Here is a 21,106-nt window from a genome sequence, read left to right as displayed (position 1 = left end):
GGATTTCGGAACTTTGAAAACTTCAAAAAACGGATTTTTATCGCTCTGAATATCAAAAAAGAAAGGACGAAATTTGTCCTTTCTCGAGCTTAGCTTTTCATCAACCCACTACAGTTGACAAAGAGCCCCTATTTTCAAGGTAAAATAAAAAGCCCTATAATAAGGGCTAAATGTATTTAGAAGACTACACTTCAAATTCATAGAGTGATGTAGACAAATAACGTTCGCCGTTATCTGGTGCTAGAGCAAGGACTTTCTTACCTGTACCTAATTTCTTAGCAACTTCGATGGCTCCGTAGATAGCTGCAGCTGAAGAAATACCAACAAGGAATCCTTCTTTTCCGCCAATCTCACGGCCAAGTGCGAGAGCATCGTCTGATGTTACACGAACGATACCATCATAGGCGTTTGTATCTAGTGTATCAGGAATAAATCCAGCTGAGATACCTTGAATTTTGTGAGGGCCAGGTTTTTCTCCAGACAGAATAGCAGATTCATCTGCTTCTACTGCAAAAACTTGAATTCTTGAGTTTGCTGTTTTGAGTGCATGAGAACCACCAGAAATTGTTCCACCGGTACCGACTCCAGCAACAAAGGCATCTAATCCATCTTTACCGAAAGCAGCTAGTATCTCAGCTCCTGTTGTTCTTTCGTGTACTTCTGGATTAGCTGGATTGTCAAATTGAAGAGGAAGGAAACCATCGCGTTCAGCAGCGATTTCTTGGGCCTTAGCAATAGCACCTTTCATTCCTTCGCTACCAGGAGTTAGGACGAGTTCAGCACCATAAGCTTGGATAATTTTACGTCGTTCTACACTCATCGTTTCAGGCATAACGATGACAACTTTATACCCTTTAGCAGCACCTACCCATGAAAGCCCAATACCAGTATTTCCACTTGTTGCTTCAACAATAGTAGAACCTGGTTTCAGAATACCGTCTTGTTCAGCTTTTTCAATCATGCTAAGGGCAATACGATCTTTTACAGATGAACCAGGGTTAAATGCTTCAAGCTTTACGTAAACGTCCGCAGCACCTTCTGGAACAATGTTGTTGAGTTTAACAATCGGTGTTTGTCCGATTAGTTCAGTAATGTTGTTATAAATAGCCATAATACACCTCTTTGTATAAGATATTTCTAGTATAACGCTATCTATACCATTTGTAAAATATAGAAATCCTATCGAAGCGATAGGATTTTTTTATATCATAGGTCTAAGCCATTAATTTTCAAGCGATTGTGATAAGCTAATTCTAGTAAATAGGTGTAAAGTGGAACGATATCTGTTTTCTTAGGAAATTCAAATTTATGAGCACTAAAATGCTCATTATGTGCTTTTAGAAAAACATTTTCTAGATAAGTAATCGTTATTTCACTATCATCTATACCTGCTCCTGCAGTTTCCATTTCAACATTAACAATATTCATCAAAAAAATTGATTTAATGGACATCTTACGACCAGTAGCGCCTTGTTTATCTGTAAAGATAATACGGATATTTGTAAATATAATTGAGTCACGAATCAGTTTATATCCACTTTGAATTTCTTCATTTTCCAGTAGATATTGTCCATATTCTTTGATAAGAGTTTCTTTGTTTTGCTCGCTAAAGTTACCAGCGAGTCCTTGAATGAATTTTCCAAATGCCATATTTTTCTCCTTTGTTTACACTAAGTTTACAGGAACTTCAACTTCACGTAAACCTTGATCAGTTAAAGTAACTTTTCCATTAAAAAACTCCACCAGTGCAGCTTTAATATTATCTTTTTCTTCTTTATCAACATAAATCATCGTATCGACTTGATCTGTAAAGTTTGTCTCAAGTTCCATAAGATCATGTTCCTTAAGAAAGTTACTGTACTCTTGGTACTGAGCGTAAGACATTTGAATAGCAATGCCAGCCTGTTCTTTTATTTCAATGATGCCAATTTCCTTGACAGCTAAGGCAACACTGCCTGCGTAAGCACGAATCAATCCTCCAGCGCCTAGCTTAATGCCACCAAAGTAGCGTGTCACTACCACACAGATATTAGTAAGATTGTGATTTTCTAGCACCCCAAGCATGGGAACGCCAGCAGTACCACTAGGCTCACCATCATCACTTGTCCGTTTAATTTCACTACGTTCCCCAATAATGAAGGCCGAGCAGTTGTGCGTAGCTTTGTAGTGTTCTTTTTTGATGGCAGTAATGAAGTTACGAGCCTCTTCTTCGCTATAAACACGCTTGGCATGACAGATAAAGCGGGATTTTTTGATTTCTTCTTGGACTTGACCGTCCTCTTTAATTGTTCGAAATTCCATGATTTAATTGTACTAAAAAATCATCTAAAGCGCTAGGTTTTTACGAATAAAGAAGTATGAAAGTAAATCCAAATTATCTCGGTCGTTTGTTTACGGAGAATGAATTAACTAAAGAGGAACGTCAGTTGGCGGAGAAACTTCCAGCAATGAGAAAGGAGAAGGGGAAACTTTTCTGTCAACGTTGTAATAGTACTATTCTAGAAGAATGGTATTTGCCCATCGGTGCTTACTATTGTCGGGAGTGCTTAATTATGAAGCGAGTCAGGAGTGATCAAGCTTTATACTATTTCCCACAGGAGGATTTTCCGAAGCAAGATGTTCTTAAATGGTATGGTCAATTAACTCCTTTTCAAGAGAAGGTGTCAGAGGGACTGATTCAAGCAGTAGAGAAGCAAGAGCCAACCTTGGTACATGCGGTGACAGGGGCTGGAAAGACAGAAATGATTTATCAAGTTGTGGCTAGGGTGATTAATAGGGGTGGTGCAGTGTGTTTGGCCAGTCCTCGCATAGATGTTTGTTTGGAGCTGTATAAGCGCCTGCAAGATGATTTTGCTTGCGAGATATCTTTACTACACGGAGAATCAGAGCCGTATTTTCGAACACCACTAGTTGTTGCGACGACCCATCAGTTATTGAAGTTTTATCAAGCTTTTGATTTGCTGATAGTGGATGAAGTAGATGCCTTTCCTTATGTTGACAATCCCACTCTTTACCATGCTGTCAAGAATAGTGTAAAGGAAAATGGGCTGAGAATCTTTTTAACAGCGACTTCGACAGATGAGTTAGATAGGAAGGTTCGCATAGGAGAACTAAAACGATTGAGTTTGCCAAGACGATTTCATGGAAATCCGTTGATTATTCCTAAACCTGTCTGGTTATCGGATTTTAATCGCTATTTAGAGAAGAAGTGTTTGTCACCAAAGTTAAAGTCTTATATTGAGAAACAGAGAAAGACAGGTTATCCGTTACTTATTTTTGCCTCAGAGATTAAGAAAGGGGAACAGTTAAAAGAAATCATACAGGAGCAATTTCCAAATGAGAAAATTGGTTTTGTATCGTCTGTCACAGAAGATCGATTAGAGAAAGTACAAGCTTTTCGAGATGGAGAATTGACAATACTTATCAGTACTACAATCTTGGAGCGTGGAGTTACCTTCCCTTGTGTGGATGTTTTCGTAGTAGAGGCCAATCATCGTTTGTTTACCAAGTCTAGCTTGATTCAGATTGGTGGACGAGTTGGGCGAAGCATGGATAGACCGACTGGTGAATTGCTCTTTTTTCATGATGGACTAAATGCTTCCATCAAAAAAGCAATCAAGGAAATCAAGCAGATGAACAAGGAGGCGGGTCTATGAAGTGCTTATTGTGTGGGCAGACTATGAAGGCTGTTTTAACTTTTAGTAGTCTCTTACTTCTGAAGAATGATGACTCTTGTCTTTGTTCAGACTGTGACTCTACTTTTGAGAGGATTGGAGAAGAGAACTGCCCAAACTGTATGAAAACAAATTTGTCAACGAAGTGTCAAGACTGTCAATTTTGGTGTAAAGAAGGAGTTGAGGTCAATCATAGAGCGATTTTTACTTACAATCAAGCTATGAAAGATTTTTTTAGTCGGTATAAGTTTGATGGAGACTTCCTTTTAAGAAAAGTTTTCGCTTCATTTTTAAGTGAGGAGTTGAAAAAGTACAAAGAGTATCAATTTGTAGTCATTCCCCTAAGTCCTGAAAGACTGCTTGACAGAGGATTTAATCAGGTTGAAGGTTTAGTTGAAGCAGCAGGTTTCAAGTATCTGGATTTATTAGAGAAAAGAGAAGAGAGAGCTAGTTCTTCTAAAAGTCGCTCAGAACGCTTGGCAACAGAACTTCCGTTCTTTATTAAAAGTGGAGTCACTATTCCTAAGAAAATCCTACTTATAGATGATATTTATACTACTGGAACAACTATAAATCGTGTGAAGAAACTGCTGGAAGAAGCTGGTGCTGAGGATGTAAAAACATTTTCCCTTGTAAGATGAGGAAAAAATTTGCAAAAATAAAATGAAAGCGTTATAATGAAATCAGAAAAAACAAAAATGTTTAGAAAGAAGGTACTCATATGATTAAATATAGTATCCGTGGTGAAAACCTAGAAGTAACAGAAGCAATTCGTGATTATGTAGTTTCTAAACTCGAAAAGATCGAAAAGTATTTTCAAGCTGAACAAGAGTTGGATGCTCGAGTTAACTTGAAGGTGTATCGTGAAAAAACTGCTAAAGTGGAAGTGACAATTCCACTTGGCTCAATTACTCTTCGTGCAGAAGATGTGTCCCAAGATATGTATGGTTCAATTGACCTTGTAACCGATAAAATTGAACGTCAGATTCGTAAAAATAAAACAAAAATCGAGCGTAAAAATAAAAATAAGGTAGCAACTAGTCAATTATTTACAGATGCTTTGGTGGAAGATCCAAATGTTGTCCAGTCTAGAGTTGTTCGTTCAAAACAAATTGATTTAAAACCAATGGATTTGGAAGAAGCTATTCTACAAATGGATTTGTTGGGACATGATTTCTTTATCTATGTGGATGTTGAAGATCAAACAACCAATGTGATTTATCGTCGTGAAGATGGTGAAATTGGTCTGTTAGAAGTTAAAGAATCTTAATTCCAATATGTGTAAAGGAAGGTTTACTGAATTGTAAACCTTCCTTTTTCTTACAATGGATAGAATTACTGATTACACTTTTAAAAAGTCGCTTTTTGGTGGTTATTATGGTATAATGGGTGCCAAGAGGTTTGGAATGAAAAAATTTTATGTAAGTCCTATTTTCCCCTTAATATTAGGAATAGTGGCGTTCGGAGTGCTATCTGTGCAACTTGTTTTTGTAACGAATACACTGGTAACGCTATTTCTTTTGCTACTTATTTTGGGTTTATATAGTTTATTGTTCATCCATCAGAGAGACTACTACTCAAGGAGTGAAGTAGAACAAATCCAGTATGTAAACCACCAAGCTGAAGAAAGTTTGACAACCTTGTTAGAACAGATGCCTGTTGGAGTTATTAAGTTAGACTTGTCGTCAGGTGAAGTTGAATGGTTTAATCCTTATGCTGAATTGATTTTGACTAATGAAGTAGGCGAGATTGATGTGGCATTAATTCAAACAATTATTAAGGCATCGGTAGGAAATCCAGGTTCTTATGCCACCTTGGGTGAGACTCGTTATTCGGTTCATATGGACAAGGTATCTGGAGTTCTGTACTTCTTTGATGTGTCTGGAGAATACGAAGCGACTGTTGAGTTAGTAACGAGTCGACCTGTGATTGGGATCGTTTCTGTTGACAACTACGATGATTTAGAAGATGAAACATCCGAGTCTGATATCAGTCATATTAACAGTTTTGTAGCCAACTTTGTTTCAGAATTTGCTGGGAAACATGCCATGTTCTCCCGTCGAGTGAGTATGGACCGTTTTTATCTATTTACGGACTACACGGTGCTTGAAGGATTGATGAATGATAAATTTTCTGTTATCGATGCTTTCAGAGAAGAGTCGAAACAGAGACAGTTGCCTTTGACCTTAAGTATGGGCTTTTCTTATGGTGATGGAAATCATGATGAGATCGGGAAAGTTGCTTTGCTCAATTTGAACTTGGCTGAAGTGCGTGGTGGTGACCAGGTGGTTGTCAAGGAGAACGACGAAACAAAAAATCCAGTTTATTTTGGTGGTGGGTCTGCTGCCTCAATCAAACGTACACGGACTCGTACGCGTGCTATGATGACAGCTATTTCAGATAAGATTCGAAGTGTGGATCAGGTTTTTGTAGTTGGTCACAAAAATTTAGATATGGATGCTTTGGGCTCTGCTGTAGGTATGCAGTTATTTGCCAGCAATGTAACTGAAAATAGTTATGCTATTTATGACGAAGAACAAATGTCGCCGGATATTGAACGAGCTGTTTCATTCTTAGAAAAAGAAGGAGTTACGAAGTTGTTGTCTGTTAAGGAAGCAATGGGCTTGGTGACTAATCGTTCTTTGTTGATTCTTGTAGACCATTCAAAGACTGCCTTAACTTTATCGAAAGAATTTTATGATTTGTTTACACAGACCATTGTTATTGACCACCACAGAAGGGATCAGGATTTTCCTGATAATGCCGTTATCACTTATATCGAAAGTGGTGCCAGCAGTGCCAGTGAGTTGGTAACGGAATTGATTCAGTTCCAGAATTCTAAGAAAAATCGTTTGAGTCGTATGCAGGCCAGTGTTTTGATGGCTGGTATGATGCTGGATACTAAAAATTTCACCTCACGAGTGACTAGTCGAACATTTGATGTTGCTAGCTATCTCAGAACGAGAGGAAGTGATAGTATTGCTATCCAAGAAATCGCTGCGACAGATTTTGAAGAATATCGTGAGGTCAATGAACTGATTTTACAGGGGCGTAAATTTGGTTCAGATGTATTGATAGCAGAGGCTACGGACTCGAAATGCTATGATACAGTTGTTATTAGTAAGGCAGCAGATGCCATGTTAGCTATGTCAGGTATTGAAGCGAGTTTTGTTCTTGCGAAAAATACACAAGGATTTATATCCATCTCAGCTCGTAGTCGTAGTAAACTGAATGTACAACGGATTATGGAAGAGTTAGGCGGTGGAGGTCATTTTAATTTGGCAGCAGCTCAAATTAAGGATTTAAGCTTGTCAGAAGCGGGTGAAAAACTGACAGAAATTGTATTAAATGAAATAAAGGAAAAGGAGAAAGAAGAATGAAAGTAATCTTTTTAGCAGATGTTAAAGGAAAAGGTAAAAAAGGCGAAATTAAGGAAGTGCCAACAGGGTATGCACAAAACTTTCTTATCAAAAAGAATCTAGCCAAAGAAGCGACTGCTCAAGCGGTAGGTGAGCTTCGTGGTAAACAAAAATCTGAAGAAAAAGCTCATGCTGAGATGATTGCAGAAGCAAAAGCAATTAAAGCCCAATTAGAGGCAGAAGAAACTGTTGTAGAATTTGTTGAAAAGGTTGGTCCAGATGGCCGTACTTTTGGTTCTATTACCAATAAGAAAATTGCAGAAGAATTGCAAAAGCAATTTGGAATTAAGATTGATAAACGTCATATCCAAGTACAAGCTCCGATTCGAGCGGTTGGTTTGATTGATGTGCCAGTGAAAATCTATCAAGATATCACAAGTGTCATCAATCTTCGTGTGAAAGAAGGATAAATTTACACCTTCTTGACAAGATTGTAAAAGGAAGGGAAGTCTGATGGCAGAAGTAGAAGAGTTACGAGTACAACCTCAAGATATCTTGGCTGAGCAATCCGTTTTGGGGGCTATCTTTATTGATGAGAGTAAGCTTGTTTTTGTGCGAGAATACATTGAGTCTCGCGACTTTTTTAAGTATGCCCATCGTTTGATTTTCCAAGCTATGGTTGACTTATCCGATCGTGGCGATGCCATAGATGCAACAACGGTTCGTACCATTCTTGATAATCAAGGTGACTTGCAGAATATTGGTGGTCTGTCTTACTTGGTTGAGATTGTCAATTCTGTACCAACTTCTGCTAATGCGGAGTATTATGCTAAGATTGTTGCTGAAAAAGCCATGCTACGGCGATTAATCGGCAAGTTGACAGAGTCTGTCAATCAAGCTTACGAGGCTTCACAACCAGCTGATGAAATCATTGCTCAGGCAGAAAAAGGGCTGATTGATGTCAGTGAAAATGCTAATCGAAGTGGATTTAAGAATATTCGAGATGTGTTGAACGTCAACTTTGGAAATCTGGAAGCTCGCTCGCAACAAACAACCGATATTACTGGTATTGCGACAGGTTATCGTGATTTAGATCATATGACGACTGGACTTCATGAGGAGGAATTGATTATTCTAGCAGCTCGTCCAGCGGTTGGTAAGACAGCCTTTGCCTTAAATATTGCTCAGAATATTGGGACTAAGTTGGACAAAACGGTTGCTATCTTTTCGCTCGAAATGGGTGCGGAAAGTCTAGTGGATCGTATGCTTGCGGCAGAAGGGTTGGTGGAGTCGCATTCTATCCGTACGGGTCAATTGACCGATGAGGAATGGCAAAAGTATACCATTGCCCAAGGTAATTTGGCTAATGCAAGTATCTATATTGATGATACACCAGGGATTCGGATTACAGAGATTCGATCACGTTCACGTAAATTGGCTCAAGAAACGGGCAATCTAGGTTTGATTTTGATAGACTACCTTCAATTGATCACGGGAACTGGCCGAGAAAACCGTCAACAGGAGGTTTCAGAAATTTCTCGTCAGTTGAAAATCTTAGCTAAGGAACTGAAGGTTCCCGTAATTGCTCTAAGTCAGCTTTCTCGTGGTGTAGAACAACGTCAGGAAAAGAGACCGGTCTTGTCTGATATTCGTGAATCTGGGTCTATTGAGCAGGACGCTGATATCGTAGCCTTTCTTTATCGCGACGATTACTATGAGCGTGGTGGTGAAGAAGAGGAAGGTGTACCGAATAATAAGGTAGAAGTTATTATCGAGAAAAACCGTAGTGGAGCTCGTGGAACAGTGGAATTAATTTTCCAAAAAGAATACAATAAATTTTCAAGTATCTCAAAAAGGGAGGCATAAAATGACAGATGCATTTACAGATGTAGCCAAGATGAAAAAAATTAAAGAAGAAATCAAGGCGCATGAGGGTCATGTAATTGAAATGACTTTGGAAAATGGACGTAAGCGCCAAAAAAATAGATTGGGTAAGCTAATTGAAGTTTATCCATCCCTATTTATCGTGGAATTTGGGAATGTTGAAGGAGATAAACAAGCTAATGTTTATGTTGAATCCTTTACTTACTCAGATATCCTTACTGAAAAGAATTTGATTCATTATCTTGATTAAAGTGAGAAATTTTCTCACTTTTTCTTTTTTCTTCGAATAATTTAAGTGAAGGCAATCTTCGATTTATACTCTTCGAAAATCAAATTCAAACCACGTCAGCTTCGCCTTGCCATACTCAAGTATAGCCTGCGCCTAGCTTCCTAGTTTGATCTTTAATTTTCATTGAGTACTATATTATTTTCAAGGAGGAAGAATGAAAATTTCACCATTTACAGTAACAGAGACAGGGTTTTCTTTTAGAAAATCAGTTAAAAAGGTTGTTCCTTTTTTAGTAGTAGGATTGATGCTAGCAGCGGGTGATAGTGTCTATGCCTATTCTGGAGGGAATGGATCGATTGCGCGTGGGGATGATTATCCTGCTCATTATAAAAATGGGAGTCAGGAAATTGATCAGTGGCGCATGTACTCTCGTCAGTGTACTTCTTTTGCAGCCTTTCGTTTGAGTAGTGTCAATGGTTTTGAGATTCCAGCAGCTTATGGAAATGCGAATGAATGGGGCTATCGTGCTCGTCGTGAAGGCTATCGTGTAGATAATAGACCAGCTATTGGATCTATTGCTTGGTCTACTGCAGGGACTTATGGCCATGTTGCATGGGTATCAAATGTAATTGGAGATGAGATTGAGATTGAAGAATACAACTATGGAATAAGAGAATCTTACAACAAGCGCACCGTGAAGGCCAATACTATGACTGGTTTTATTCATTTTAAAGATTTAGCTGGCGGCAGTGTTGGACACAGTCAATCCTCAGCTTCAACAGGAGGAACACATTATTTTAAGACTAAGTCAGCTATCAAAAATCAGCCATTAGCTAGTGCAACTGTAATTGATTACTATTATCCTGGGGAGAATGTTCATTATGATCAAATTCTCGAAAAAGATGGATACAAGTGGTTGAGTTATACGGCTTATAACGGAAGTCGTCGCTATATCCAGCTAGAGGGAGTGGCTTCGTCACAGAATTATCAGAATCAATCAGGAAATAGTTCTAATTATAGCTCAAATAATGGATTGACTGTTGGTTGGAAAAAAATAAATGGTAGTTGGTATCATTTCAAATCAAATGGGTCTAAATCAACGGGCTGGCTGAAAGATGGTTCTAGCTGGTATTATTTGAAATCATCTGGTGAAATGCAGACAGGATGGTTAAAGGAAAATGGTCTGTGGTATTATCTGGATAGTTCAGGAGCAATGAAAACAGGCTGGTACCAAGTCTCTGGTAAATGGTACTATTCTTACTCTTCAGGCGCCTTAGCTGTGAATACGACGGTGGATGGCTACAGATTAAACGGTGATGGAGAACGAGTATAGAAAATTGGAGTAGGAAAAATTTCCTGCTCTTTTCTGTAAGCAGTTTCCTTGACATTTTTTTTGTTTTGCGCTATCATATGTCCATATAATATATGGGAGTCTGTGTACAGTCTGAGAGGAAGTGTTAAACTTCGACCGCACCTGATCTGGGTAATGCCAGCGTAGGGAACGATACTTAGTCTAATTTTGCACCTTTTCCATGTATGGTAAAGGTTTTTCTTTTTGTTAAAGGAAAACGAGAAGAGGAGGTTGTTATGAAAGCAAGCATTGCCTTGCAAGTTTTACCCCTATCACAGGGGATTGATCGGATTGCTGTTATCGATCAAGTCATTGCTTATCTGCAAGCTCAAGAAGTGACCATGGTAGTGACACCATTTGAAACGGTCTTGGAAGGGGAGTTTGATGAGCTCATGCGTATTCTCAAAGAAGCGCTGGAAGTAGCAGGGAATAAGGCAGATAATGTCTTTGCCAATGTCAAAATAAATGTAGGAGAGATTTTAAGTATTGATGAGAAACTTGAAAAGTATACTGAGACGACACATTAGTCTATTAGGCTTTCTGGGAGTCTTGTCAATCTGGCAGTTAGCAGGTTTTCTTAAACTTCTCCCCAAGTTTATCCTGCCGACACCTTTTGAAATTCTTCAGGCCTTTGTTCGTGACAGAGAATTTCTCTGGCACCATAGCTGGGCGACCTTGAGAGTGGCTTTACTGGGGCTGATTTTGGGAGTTTTGATTGCCTGTCTCATGGCTGTACTTATGGACAGTTCGACTTGGCTCAATGACCTGATTTACCCTATGATGGTGGTCGTCCAGACCATTCCGACCATTGCCATAGCTCCTATTCTGGTCTTGTGGCTAGGTTATGGGATTTTGCCCAAGATTGTCTTGATTATCTTGACGACAACCTTTCCTATTATCGTCAGCATTTTGGACGGTTTTAGGCATTGTGACAAGGATATGCTGACCTTGTTTAGTCTGATGCGGGCCAAGCCTTGGCAAATCCTGTGGCATTTTAAAATCCCTGTCAGCCTGCCTTACTTTTATGCAGGTTTTAGGGTCAGTGTTTCCTACGCCTTTATCACAACAGTGGTATCTGAGTGGTTGGGAGGCTTTGAAGGACTAGGTGTCTACATGATTCAGTCCAAGAAACTGTTTCAGTATGATACCATGTTTGCTATTATTATTCTGGTATCGATTATCAGCCTTTTGGGTATGAAGCTGGTTGATATCAGTGAAAAATATGTGATTAAATGGAAACGTTCGTAGAATTAGAATGTTTCAAAAAAGAAAAGAGGAAATGAAAATGAAAAAAACATGGAAAGTGTTTTTAACGCTTGTAACAGTTCTTGTAGCTGTTGTGCTTGTGGCCTGTGGTCAAGGAACTGCTTCTAAGGACAATAAAGAAGCAGAACTCAAGAAGATTGACTTTATCCTAGACTGGACACCAAATACTAACCACACAGGACTTTATGTTGCCAAGGAAAAAGGTTATTTCAAAGAAGCTGGAGTAGATGTTGATTTGAAATTGCCACCAGAAGAAAGTTCTTCTGACTTAGTCATTAATGGTAAGGCACCATTTGCAGTGTATTTCCAAGACTACATGGCTAAAAAATTGGAAAAAGGTGCAGGAATTACTGCCGTTGCAGCTATTGTTGAACACAATACATCAGGAATTATTTCTCGTAAATCTGACAATGTAGCTAGTCCAAAAGACTTGGTTGGTAAGAAATACGGAACTTGGAATGACCCAACTGAGCTTGCAATGTTGAAGACTTTAGTAGAATCACAAGGTGGAGACTTTGAGAAGGTTGAAAAAGTACCGAACAACGACTCAAACTCAATCACACCGATTGCCAATGGAGTTTTTGATACTGCTTGGATCTACTACGGTTGGGATGGTATCCTTGCAAAATCTCAAGGTGTAGATGCTAATTTCATGTACTTGAAAGACTACGTTAAAGAATTTGACTACTACTCACCAGTTATCATCGCAAACAACGACTATTTGAAAGACAACAAAGAAGAAGCTCGCAAAGTCATCCAAGCTATCAAAAAAGGCTACCAATACGCTATGGAGCATCCAGAGGAAGCAGCAGATATCCTCATCAAGAATGCACCTGAACTCAAGGAAAAACGTGACTTTGTCATCGAATCTCAAAAATACTTGTCAAAAGAATACGCAAGCGACAAGGAAAAATGGGGACAATTTGATGCAGCTCGCTGGAATGCCTTCTACAAATGGGATAAAGAAAATGGTATCCTTAAAGAAGACTTGACAGACAAAGGCTTCACCAACGAATTTGTGAAATAATGACAGAAATTAGACTAGAACACGTAAGCTATGCCTATGGTCAGGAGAGGATTTTAGAGGATATCAATCTGAAAGTCACTTCAGGTGAAGTAGTCTCTATTTTAGGCCCAAGTGGTGTTGGTAAGACTACGCTTTTCAACTTAATTGCGGGGATTTTAGAAGTCCAGTCAGGGCGAATTGTCCTTGATGGAGAGGAAAATCCTAAGGGGCGCGTGAGTTATATGTTGCAAAAGGATTTGATCTTGGAGCACAAGACGGTGCTTGGCAATATCATCCTGCCTCTCTTGATTCAAAAAGTGGATAAGGCAGAGGCCATTGCTCGCGCGGATGAAATCCTTGCGACCTTCCAGTTGACGGCGGTACGGGACAAATATCCTCATGAACTTAGTGGTGGGATGCGCCAGCGTGTGGCCTTGCTCCGAACCTACCTTTTCGGTCACAAGCTCTTTCTCTTGGATGAGGCCTTTAGCGCCTTGGATGAGATGACAAAGATGGAACTCCACGCTTGGTATCTGGAGATTCACAAGCAGTTGCAGCTAACAACCCTGATCATCACGCATAGTATCGAGGAGGCCCTCAGTCTCAGCGACCGCATCTATATCTTGAAAAATCGCCCTGGGCAGATTGTTTCAGAAATTAAACTAGATTGGTCTGAAGATGAGGACAAGGAAGTCCAAAAGATTGCCTACAAACGTCAAATTTTGGCAGAATTAGGCTTAGATAAGTAGAAAAATAGGGAGTTGGTGAAGATTATCCTTTACTAGCGCCCTTTTTCTTTTAAAAATGAGAAAATTTCGGTATAATAGTCAATTATACCGAAATCATTCTATAATCGTTGATACATAAAGGTTTTATGTATCGCTTTTTTTATTTTGTGGACTTTTTTAAGAACTTTTTATTTTTTCGAGGGCAGTTTCAAAGAATGAGACTGCTCTTTTTTGGTTTTCTTGTGATAAATGGCTGTAAGTGTCCATAGTTACAGATATTTTTGCATGGCCAAGCCGTGTCTGTATTTCCTTGTAAGGTAGACCGGCATTAAGCAAGATACTAGCGTGAGTGTGTCGGAAAGCATGAAAGCCTAAATCAGTACAGTTAGCGCTTTTTAAGTGCTTATGTAGGCGATAATCAACCTTTCGAGTATTGACATAGTTGTCAAAGCTATCAGAGAATACTTTCTCATAGGTTAGGCCAATGTTTCTACCATTTTCTGCTTGTCTTGCTCGGTAGAGACGAAGCATGAGCACTGTTTTATGATCGATATCTAAAACTCTATAGCTTGATTTTGTCTTAGGACTGTTTACCTGGTTTAAAATGTTGAGTGTTTTGTTAATATCGATCGTTCCGTTCTGCAGGTCAATATCAGACCATTCCAGGGCCAGACATTCACGGATGCGCAGTCCAGTAGCTAGGAGCGTTTTATAAAGCACAGTATCATAAAAATTGATAAAGGTATTCTCCAGGTTATCGAGATAGGAGAGGAAGTTTTTAAGTTCCTGATCTTGAAAGTATTTAATTTCTTGTTTATCTCTGGTTATCTTTCTAGGAATAACAATATCACGAGCAGGGTTATTGTCTAATGCTTGAATAGAAATTCCATACTGTAGAATACGTTTATTTAAGGCATGAAGATGATTGTATTCTTTATATCCTGTTCCGTCCTGATTGTACTCATCCGCCCACTTATTTACCTGAGTTTGGATAATAACAGGAGTAAGTTTATCTAGTTTGTAAGTACTAAATGAGGGCAAGAGGTAATTATTTAAGCAACCTTTTATCTTTATCTGCGTATTAGTTTTTATGGTATGCTGGTAGGTTTGCCAGAATAAGTCCACAAGTTCGCTATAGGTTGTTATATGTGAGCGTTGTTTCCGTGTAGAGCCGTTTTTCTCAAATTCTACCTTAGCCTGGGTGGCCTTGTTTCTGAGTTCTTTCTTTGTTCGTGCTGATATGGTAGTCTTGACCTTCTTACCAGTCACAGAATCAATGCCAAGATAGATACTAGAGCGGTAGACTGCTGATCCGTCTTTTTTCATGTGTTGTGTAATTTTCATGGTTTTAACTCCTTTTTCCATCAGCAGGCAAGCAATTAGAAAAGGTTTTGAGTTTATACCATGCGAGGAGCTACGAGAATGCCCCGATTTTCGATTTTAAGCAGTCAGACGGCCAAATGTGCCAGAATAAGAAACAAGGCGGATATGGGGCTTGAAAATGCCCATATATTGCAAGTAGTTCTATCTTAATGTGTCGGTGATATTATACCAATTATTCGGAAATCCAAGTGTATCCAATACAATGCCGGCTTCAATGGAGTGAGCTTTTTTATTTAGAGCTTTGGTTCTTTTTATAATAGTGTTATGTAATTGAGCGTATTGTGTGGACGCAAGTAGGCATTGCAAGGCAAGAAAAACATAATATACAGATTGTCTTGAAGTATTAGCATTGTTATTGTAATAGTGGAAATAAGCTAGTTGTGGAAGATTCTCACGACATTTATAATTGAAAAGCTTATTATTATGAGCAGTGATATTTCTAATTTCTAGTATATTTTTAATAATACTTTCTAAAGCCTTTCCACTTAAAAGGTCTTTACTAGGTCTATTTTGGATGTATTCAATATTTTCTTGTAAGAATGGTGATAAATCTCTAGCTATTTGATTTTTTATATCAGTGTTTAGATTTCTATAAAAGTTAAATGCTTGCCCTAATGTAAGTTCATTGATGATAACCCAGAAAGGAACAACGCCATGTTGTTTATAGTGGTGTTTTATAGAATTGTTTTGCTTATCCCTATTATAATCATTGAGTATTTTAGCTAATATACTGATTAAATTTGTAATTTGTGCGAGCCTTTTTGCATCTTTTTGTGTTTCAAAATTATTAATATCTAGATAAGAGTATGGCTTTGGATATGCTTCTGAAAAACGATATGCTAGTACGGATTTAAAGTGTTTTTCTGCATCTATAATTGCTTTTAAAAAAGCTGATTTAATTTCTTTATCGTAAAAATGTGTTGCAGCTATTTCTCTAAAGTCTGCACCAGTTATAAATTTATCTTTTGATGTTTGAAAAAATTTACTATATCCGTTGACGACGTTGTAATAGTTGTTAGTTAGAAGGTATCTTTTACATTCTTCTATGTTATCTATTTCTAAACCTCTAGACTGGAGAAGTTTTATTTGTTCATCTAATGTTTGAAATGGTTTCATATATGTTCCTTGTATACAAAAACACCACCTAGTAGAACTAGGCAGTGTTTCGCGTACTCTGTTCCCTTGGGAGCAGAAACTCTTCTCATTGCCTAATAATACTGTAATTTTTAGTTTTTGTCAATCTTTTTGGTTTGTTTTTTAAAAATTTTTGAGTATAGAAAAATCTCAACGCTGGGAACGTTGCTTTTATTGCATTGTCAGACAAGTTAGCGGTAGCAGGCTTGTCTTTTTCTATTTGTCAATTTTGCCGTTTTTTGCACTTTAGTCTGTAAAATTGGTTTTCTATTCTTCAATTTCCCCTGTTTTTGCACAATAGACCGTTGAAAGAGGGGTTCTATTGGCGAATATGGGGGAGTTTTTTAATTTACGATGATTTCTCCAACAGGGATAAAATCTTTTTGTTTTGAAGATTTTGCGATTAAGTCGTATTGATCAGCAGATTTTTCATACCCAAGGGAAAGAGTAGTATTGTCGTCTGGTAATTTTTTAGCAAACTCAGATATAGACATCCGAAATACGGTAATTGCATTTTGCTGATTAGTTGTAGCAGAATTTGAATTGATTGCGGTCATAGTCTCTTTTGCGTTATCTTTAGCCGTTCCAGTTAGCAAAATCATGATTGTATCATGTGGTTCGGATGAATCTGAATCGAGTACGTTATTTTGAATTTTAACGCTTATTGCGCCAGTTGATTCAGGATCTAATTTTGATTTGATTTCAGAAATTAGATCATCGTATTTACTGTTATCTACTTTGGCTTTTGTGTTTGTTGAAGTAGTATTTTTTTGCTCCGTTTTTGGTTGCTCCGAGCTATCTTTGGTAGTTGATTGATTGTTAGAGCAAGCTACTAGAACGGTAGCAGAAAGTAAAATAGCTGATGTGCTTAGTAATTTTTTCATAAGTAGCCTCCTATATGCTGATGTTTTCTAATAAAAGATGGGGAATTTTTATAGAATTTTCTCAAAAACCATTGTGGCTTGGATACGGTCACCACCACCTAATCCTTTACTTCCACCATTGGCGGTTGTGATTGTATGCAGGCGGTAGCCTTTTGAAGCTTGTTTATTGATAACATCTTCTAATTCTGTAAGGTTTCCTGATCCAGTACCGAAAAACTTTTCTTTTAAAGTTACCTGGAGTACAACGTAGTGTAGTCCATTTACTTCAGATGCAGTAGAAAAGCTTCCTTCTTGTTTTACAGTGTCAAAAAATCCCATGGGGTTTACTCCTTTTCTTTGTCTCTATCAGATAGTTTTTGAACTAAATCAAAAGCTATTTTTTTATCATAGTCATTTAAAGAAATATAGTTGATTAAAATATCTGCAAAATTTGTATTGTTCTCTTTATCAGCATTTATTAGTTCTTCAATTGTAAACATATACGATGGGATATGATTAAGCAATCCTTTTCCAAAATTGTTATACTTTACAGGATTATTTATATGTTCTTCAACGTTTTTGTACGCTGAACTAAGTTCATTTATTTTTTCAATATCTATATCATTAAGTAATTTTTTAAATTCGTTACTTTGGATTATTTTTAAAATATTTTGTTCATCTTCGTGCCCTAATAAGTAAGCGACACTTACTCCGAAGTGATCAGCTAAAGCTGACCATATATTTTCATCTCTAGGTTTTCTAATTTCATTTTCGTAGTACATTAGTTGACTATCGGATACTGTTATAGCGTATTCTTCTTTCAAAATGTTTTTGAGTTTATTTAAAGATATTTTTTCTTTCTCCCTCAGTTCTTTAAGTTTAATTTTCATGTGATACCACCTAATTCAAGTACTTTTTGAATTGATTATATCATAGTAAAAAAATATTATCTACAAAAAATTCTCAAAAAAAGAACAAAAACGCTTGACATTCTCAAAATAAGATTATATAATCAATTTGTTCTTGAAATGAGAATAAAAAAGGGAAAGGAGAAAGAAAAATGCTTATCACACAAGAACAGGCGAAAGCATTAAGGAGGAAAAAAGCTGATTTGCAACTAAAAAATTATGAACTAGCTCTAGAAATTGGTGTAGCGTCTAGAACAGTTCCTAAAATTTTGAAGGGAGATTATAAAGCGCCCAAAAGAATATATGCTAGTGTTATGGAGTGGCTTGCCAAAGATTATTAGAAAGGAGCGAACCAATCGTAATACTACTCTACATTTATAGATTTCTCATGTGGTGCTTTACCACTGGGGAATGATAAACGGATCTAGCTAAATATTCGCTAATGTAATTTGCTTGTTACCTATAGCAGTATCAAGGGTTTGTAGGGGTTCATATTCTCCGATTTTACCCTACTTTAATGCTTTACCTTGGTACTGTTTTAGGTGGCAAGCACTGACAAAAGAAGAAAGGAGCGAACCAATGGAACTGGTTTACATGGACGGCAAGAAAGAGCCGTATACTACGAGCGAGATTATCGCTGAATGTGCTGAAGTACAGCACCATACTATTACACGCTTAGTCAGAGACAATAAAGCTGATTTTGAAGCGTTGGGAATACTTGGATTTAAAATCCATAAATTAGATAAGAGAGGGCAACCGAAAAAAATCTATCTTCTGAATGAGCAACAAGCTACCTTGCTGATCACTTATCTAAAGAATACCGAACCAGTACGGCAATTCAAAATGAACCTAGTCAAAGCATTCTTTGAAATGCGTGATGAACTTTCTAAACGCTATCTTCAAAGGGAACTGGAAAAGCCAAAGCGCAAGACATTAACCGAAGCTATCCAAGCATGGGAGAAAGCACCTAAGCATGCCTATAGTACCCTTACAAACTTACTGCTAAAGGGAGCTACAGGGAAAAACAAGTCTCAACTCATGCAAGAGCGAGAAAGTGGAAACGGTATTGACAGTTTAACCAGTGATGAACTGGCAAACTATCAGCGCTTGGAAGATATGGCAATAGCTATGATTAACTTGAATAGGGGGTATTCAGAAATTAAGGAATTAATTTTTAAAGTATAGGAGTATAGAAAATGGAAAATGAATTTAAGACAGTTACAAATGCCAAGGGGTTAGAAATTCCTAAGTATCCCAAGGATTTTAAAAAGCTAGTTGAGAAAGACAGACAACTAGCCGAATATCTTTGTATGAACTACGAGAACTTGGACAGTGAAGATCTGGGCGCATTTCTTGAAACGGTGGAGCAGGGATTCAGTTGGATTCTAGATCTTATCGAAAGTAAAGACTTGCTTTATAAAGCACAGTCAGGTAGTAATCATGCAAAAAGAAAATAAAAAAATCACTTGCTCAAATTTTGACCGAGGAGAGCAAGCGACAAGATTAAGGATATAGAAATTTTTTCTATGCTCCGATTATAGCAGAAAACAGCTATTTTATCAAATACAAACGAAAAACCGAAGAGCAGGCAAGCAATTAGAAAAGGTTTTGAAATCAAGTGCTGACACGGCGATTCTAAGCACTTGTTTATCGAAAATGAGGATGATTACCCACGAAACATCACTACATGCGTTCGCCAACTTGGGGCAAACGCCCAGCGTTTGGAGTGGTGAAGCATACCATATAGAAAACAGGCAAGAAAAAGGACAAGGAAAGGCTAATGGAGAATAATATGACTCTAGATCTAGATAACATGACACGATCAGAATTTGACAAGCTAATGACTAAAATCAAGGATAGAAACCCGAACCTCTTTCAGTTCATCATTGACTTTTTAGATGATAAAGTAACTCCAGAAGAGGTGTACGACTTTCTGAAGATGAAGCACAGCTATCAAGTGAATTATATCAAGAATTACCAAGCGAGGGCATAGCATGAATGAACTAGATTTAAGCAATACGCAGTCTATTGTCTTTACTTTGCTACTACTTTATCTAAACCGCCGAGACCGCAAAAAAAGTGCCCAAATCGAGCGAGAAAGTACACAGACGATTGAAACGACTAGCGAGGATTTAAGCCCTGATTATGGGCGATATATTCAGCTTGCAGCGGTTAAGCCATGGGGGTACTAAGATGTTTGAAAAAATGATTGAAGATTTAAAGTCTAAGATTTTGGAAGCGGTGGAACGGTATTTAAAAAGCCATGAGAAAGTACCTCAAAAAAGATTAGATTTGATCAGCAAGGTGGAACTAAAGGAAGAACTGGGCATAGGAGATAAAACCTTGATAAAATGGGAAGGTGCGGGACTACCACAGTATATACCGCCTATTGAAGATACTAGAAAAGCGTATTATAAAATCTCAGACGTTTTAAAGTTTTTGGGGGTAGATGATGGCAAAGACTAAAATATATTTTTGGTTAAAAGTTGACAAGAAGTTTTTTGATAATCTTTTTATTAAACGACTTAAAAATATGCCTGGTGGCTACACTATGACAGTTATTTATATCCGTCTTATGTTGGAAAGTTTAGAAGATGATTGTATTTTGTACTATGAAGGATATTTTGATAGCTTGGTACAGGAATTAGCTTTAAAACTTGATGTTTCTGAAGATGATATAAATATGACAGTTGCATATTTTACAAAATGTGGACTGATTCAGATAGACGATGATGGCCATGCTACATTATCACAAGCAAAAGCCATGGTTGAGAGTGAAACAAACTGGGCAAAATATAAGCGAGACCAAAGAAAAAATAGTCAAGATATACCAAAATTGGAGAATGTCCAAAATAAAAAGACTATTTCCAACTCATGTCCAACAGAGATAGAGATAGAGAAAGAGTCAGATAAAGAGTTATATAAAGAATATATATTGTCAGGTAAACCTGACTTTACTTTCCCAAATTGGTTAACTCCGATAATGACTGAGGAAGTAACTAAAGGACATCCTGAGAAGTATTTAATAAGAATCCCTCTAGCTTATCTGAATCATACAGTAGGGAAAAATTATAAATATTTGGACAAAAATTTGAAGCCGATAATAGCACGATTCAAAGAAGGCTATACACTTGAAGATTTTAAACAGGTGATAGATATTAAAACGGCAGAATGGAAGGATAGTCCTGAATTTTCTAAATATCTGAGACCTGAAACACTTTTCGGATCTAAGTTTGACGGTTATTTGAATCAAAAGCCTAAAACCATAAAAGGGAAGTCAGAAGACAACTTCCCAGACCTACCATTTTAGGAGTTGCAAAG

Annotated in this window: 27 protein-coding genes and 1 riboswitch; of the genes, 19 read left to right on the top strand and 8 right to left on the bottom strand. The window is 37.6% G+C overall.

Translation table 11 applies throughout. The features are described from left to right. Nucleotides 1–184: 184 nt before the first annotated feature. The 3 genes from cysK to QM843_RS08370 all read right to left on the bottom strand — a co-directional run bounded on the left by cysK (nt 185) and on the right by QM843_RS08370 (nt 2,301). Nucleotides 185–1,111: a cysteine synthase A gene (gene cysK / locus QM843_RS08380; RefSeq protein ID WP_414304323.1), complete on the bottom strand. Its 927-nt coding sequence runs from the start codon at nt 1,109–1,111 to the stop codon at nt 185–187. A 95-nt stretch (nt 1,112–1,206) separates the two neighbouring features. Next, entirely contained in the window at nt 1,207–1,650 is a 444-nt protein-coding gene (locus tag QM843_RS08375; RefSeq protein WP_061088574.1) for a PH domain-containing protein, read from the bottom strand. A 15-nt stretch (nt 1,651–1,665) separates the two neighbouring features. After that, the gene (locus QM843_RS08370; RefSeq protein WP_414304324.1) at nt 1,666–2,301 is read right to left on the bottom strand and encodes a YigZ family protein; all 636 of its coding nucleotides are present in this window, start codon (nt 2,299–2,301) and stop codon (nt 1,666–1,668) included. Nucleotides 2,302–2,357: 56 nt separating this feature from the next. On the opposite strand from QM843_RS08370, the gene QM843_RS08365 reads away from it, so the two are divergent. From QM843_RS08365 to QM843_RS08310, 12 genes are all read left to right on the top strand, one after another. After that, a complete protein-coding gene (locus QM843_RS08365) occupies nt 2,358–3,656 on the top strand; it encodes an ATP-dependent helicase ComFA (protein ID WP_414304325.1) in 1,299 nt (432 codons plus the stop codon). Then, nucleotides 3,653–4,315: a ComF family protein gene (locus QM843_RS08360; protein ID WP_414304326.1), complete on the top strand. Its 663-nt coding sequence runs from the start codon at nt 3,653–3,655 to the stop codon at nt 4,313–4,315. Before QM843_RS08365 ends, QM843_RS08360 begins: the two co-directional genes overlap by 4 nt. An 80-nt stretch (nt 4,316–4,395) precedes the next feature. Next, nucleotides 4,396–4,944, top strand: a complete 549-nt coding sequence (hpf, locus tag QM843_RS08355) for a ribosome hibernation-promoting factor, HPF/YfiA family (RefSeq protein WP_000599100.1) — start codon at nt 4,396–4,398, stop codon at nt 4,942–4,944. 136 nt (nt 4,945–5,080) lie between these two features. Beyond that, on the top strand, nt 5,081–7,054 hold the full coding sequence (locus QM843_RS08350) for a GGDEF domain-containing protein (RefSeq protein ID WP_261117132.1): 1,974 nt from the start codon (nt 5,081–5,083) through the stop codon (nt 7,052–7,054). Beyond that, nucleotides 7,051–7,503: a 50S ribosomal protein L9 gene (rplI, locus tag QM843_RS08345; RefSeq protein ID WP_000864214.1), complete on the top strand. Its 453-nt coding sequence runs from the start codon at nt 7,051–7,053 to the stop codon at nt 7,501–7,503. Before QM843_RS08350 ends, rplI begins: the two co-directional genes overlap by 4 nt. Nucleotides 7,504–7,546: 43 nt before the next feature. After that, nucleotides 7,547–8,899 (top strand): replicative DNA helicase, encoded by a 1,353-nt coding sequence (gene dnaB, locus QM843_RS08340; protein WP_414304327.1) that lies wholly within the window; start codon nt 7,547–7,549, stop codon nt 8,897–8,899. Between the two features lies 1 nt (nt 8,900). Further along, nucleotides 8,901–9,167 carry a Veg family protein gene (locus QM843_RS08335; protein ID WP_000128619.1) on the top strand — a complete coding sequence of 89 codons (267 nt, stop codon included), beginning with the start codon at nt 8,901–8,903 and terminating at the stop codon, nt 9,165–9,167. A 193-nt stretch (nt 9,168–9,360) separates the two neighbouring features. Continuing rightward, complete coding sequence (gene cbpD / locus QM843_RS08330) at nt 9,361–10,479, top strand: choline binding-anchored murein hydrolase CbpD (protein ID WP_414304328.1); 1,119 nt, start codon at nt 9,361–9,363, stop codon at nt 10,477–10,479. Between the two features lie 82 nt (nt 10,480–10,561). Further along, a riboswitch (TPP riboswitch) is annotated at nt 10,562–10,664 on the top strand. Between the two features lie 69 nt (nt 10,665–10,733). Beyond that, on the top strand, nt 10,734–11,024 hold the full coding sequence (locus tag QM843_RS08325) for a thiamine-binding protein (RefSeq protein ID WP_414304329.1): 291 nt from the start codon (nt 10,734–10,736) through the stop codon (nt 11,022–11,024). Then, nucleotides 10,987–11,745: an ABC transporter permease gene (locus QM843_RS08320; protein WP_414304330.1), complete on the top strand. Its 759-nt coding sequence runs from the start codon at nt 10,987–10,989 to the stop codon at nt 11,743–11,745. Before QM843_RS08325 ends, QM843_RS08320 begins: the two co-directional genes overlap by 38 nt. A 37-nt stretch (nt 11,746–11,782) precedes the next feature. Next, a complete protein-coding gene (locus QM843_RS08315) occupies nt 11,783–12,790 on the top strand; it encodes an ABC transporter substrate-binding protein (protein ID WP_414304331.1) in 1,008 nt (335 codons plus the stop codon). After that, nucleotides 12,790–13,518 (top strand): ABC transporter ATP-binding protein, encoded by a 729-nt coding sequence (locus QM843_RS08310; RefSeq protein ID WP_414304332.1) that lies wholly within the window; start codon nt 12,790–12,792, stop codon nt 13,516–13,518. Before QM843_RS08315 ends, QM843_RS08310 begins: the two co-directional genes overlap by 1 nt. A gap of 156 nt (nt 13,519–13,674) precedes the next feature. On the opposite strand, the gene QM843_RS08305 is transcribed toward QM843_RS08310, so the two are convergent. From QM843_RS08305 to QM843_RS08285, 5 genes are all read right to left on the bottom strand, one after another. After that, nucleotides 13,675–14,841, bottom strand: a complete 1,167-nt coding sequence (locus QM843_RS08305) for a tyrosine-type recombinase/integrase (RefSeq protein ID WP_414304333.1) — start codon at nt 14,839–14,841, stop codon at nt 13,675–13,677. A gap of 180 nt (nt 14,842–15,021) precedes the next feature. Then, a complete protein-coding gene (locus tag QM843_RS08300) occupies nt 15,022–15,996 on the bottom strand; it encodes an Abi family protein (protein ID WP_414304334.1) in 975 nt (324 codons plus the stop codon). A gap of 362 nt (nt 15,997–16,358) precedes the next feature. Then, on the bottom strand, nt 16,359–16,898 hold the full coding sequence (locus tag QM843_RS08295) for a hypothetical protein (RefSeq protein WP_414304335.1): 540 nt from the start codon (nt 16,896–16,898) through the stop codon (nt 16,359–16,361). A gap of 48 nt (nt 16,899–16,946) precedes the next feature. Continuing rightward, on the bottom strand, nt 16,947–17,216 hold the full coding sequence (locus QM843_RS08290; RefSeq protein WP_084950623.1) for a DUF4177 domain-containing protein: 270 nt from the start codon (nt 17,214–17,216) through the stop codon (nt 16,947–16,949). A gap of 5 nt (nt 17,217–17,221) precedes the next feature. Then, nucleotides 17,222–17,767, bottom strand: a complete 546-nt coding sequence (locus tag QM843_RS08285) for a helix-turn-helix domain-containing protein (protein WP_414304336.1) — start codon at nt 17,765–17,767, stop codon at nt 17,222–17,224. Nucleotides 17,768–17,937: 170 nt separating this feature from the next. On the opposite strand from QM843_RS08285, the gene QM843_RS08280 reads away from it, so the two are divergent. The 7 genes from QM843_RS08280 to QM843_RS08250 all read left to right on the top strand — a co-directional run bounded on the left by QM843_RS08280 (nt 17,938) and on the right by QM843_RS08250 (nt 21,095). Then, nucleotides 17,938–18,126: a hypothetical protein gene (locus tag QM843_RS08280; protein WP_004237029.1), complete on the top strand. Its 189-nt coding sequence runs from the start codon at nt 17,938–17,940 to the stop codon at nt 18,124–18,126. A 238-nt stretch (nt 18,127–18,364) separates the two neighbouring features. Continuing rightward, nucleotides 18,365–18,970, top strand: a complete 606-nt coding sequence (locus QM843_RS08275; protein ID WP_414304337.1) for a Rha family transcriptional regulator — start codon at nt 18,365–18,367, stop codon at nt 18,968–18,970. Nucleotides 18,971–18,981: 11 nt separating this feature from the next. Continuing rightward, nucleotides 18,982–19,242: a hypothetical protein gene (locus tag QM843_RS08270; RefSeq protein WP_414304338.1), complete on the top strand. Its 261-nt coding sequence runs from the start codon at nt 18,982–18,984 to the stop codon at nt 19,240–19,242. Between the two features lie 335 nt (nt 19,243–19,577). After that, nucleotides 19,578–19,778, top strand: a complete 201-nt coding sequence (locus QM843_RS08265) for a hypothetical protein (protein ID WP_261202490.1) — start codon at nt 19,578–19,580, stop codon at nt 19,776–19,778. Between the two features lies 1 nt (nt 19,779). Continuing rightward, nucleotides 19,780–19,977, top strand: coding sequence for a hypothetical protein (locus QM843_RS08260; protein ID WP_414304339.1), 198 nt, complete (start codon nt 19,780–19,782; stop codon nt 19,975–19,977). A 1-nt stretch (nt 19,978) separates the two neighbouring features. Beyond that, entirely contained in the window at nt 19,979–20,251 is a 273-nt protein-coding gene (locus QM843_RS08255; RefSeq protein WP_049490554.1) for a hypothetical protein, read from the top strand. Further along, the gene (locus QM843_RS08250; protein ID WP_414304340.1) at nt 20,238–21,095 is read left to right on the top strand and encodes a conserved phage C-terminal domain-containing protein; all 858 of its coding nucleotides are present in this window, start codon (nt 20,238–20,240) and stop codon (nt 21,093–21,095) included. Before QM843_RS08255 ends, QM843_RS08250 begins: the two co-directional genes overlap by 14 nt. Nucleotides 21,096–21,106: the final 11 nt, after the last annotated feature.

Source organism: Streptococcus mitis (assembly GCF_047463435.1).
In the GTDB taxonomy this organism is placed as follows: domain Bacteria; phylum Bacillota; class Bacilli; order Lactobacillales; family Streptococcaceae; genus Streptococcus; species Streptococcus mitis_DS.
Note: the sequence above shows the minus strand (reverse complement) of the source record. Positions and strands in the feature narration are given on the sequence as shown.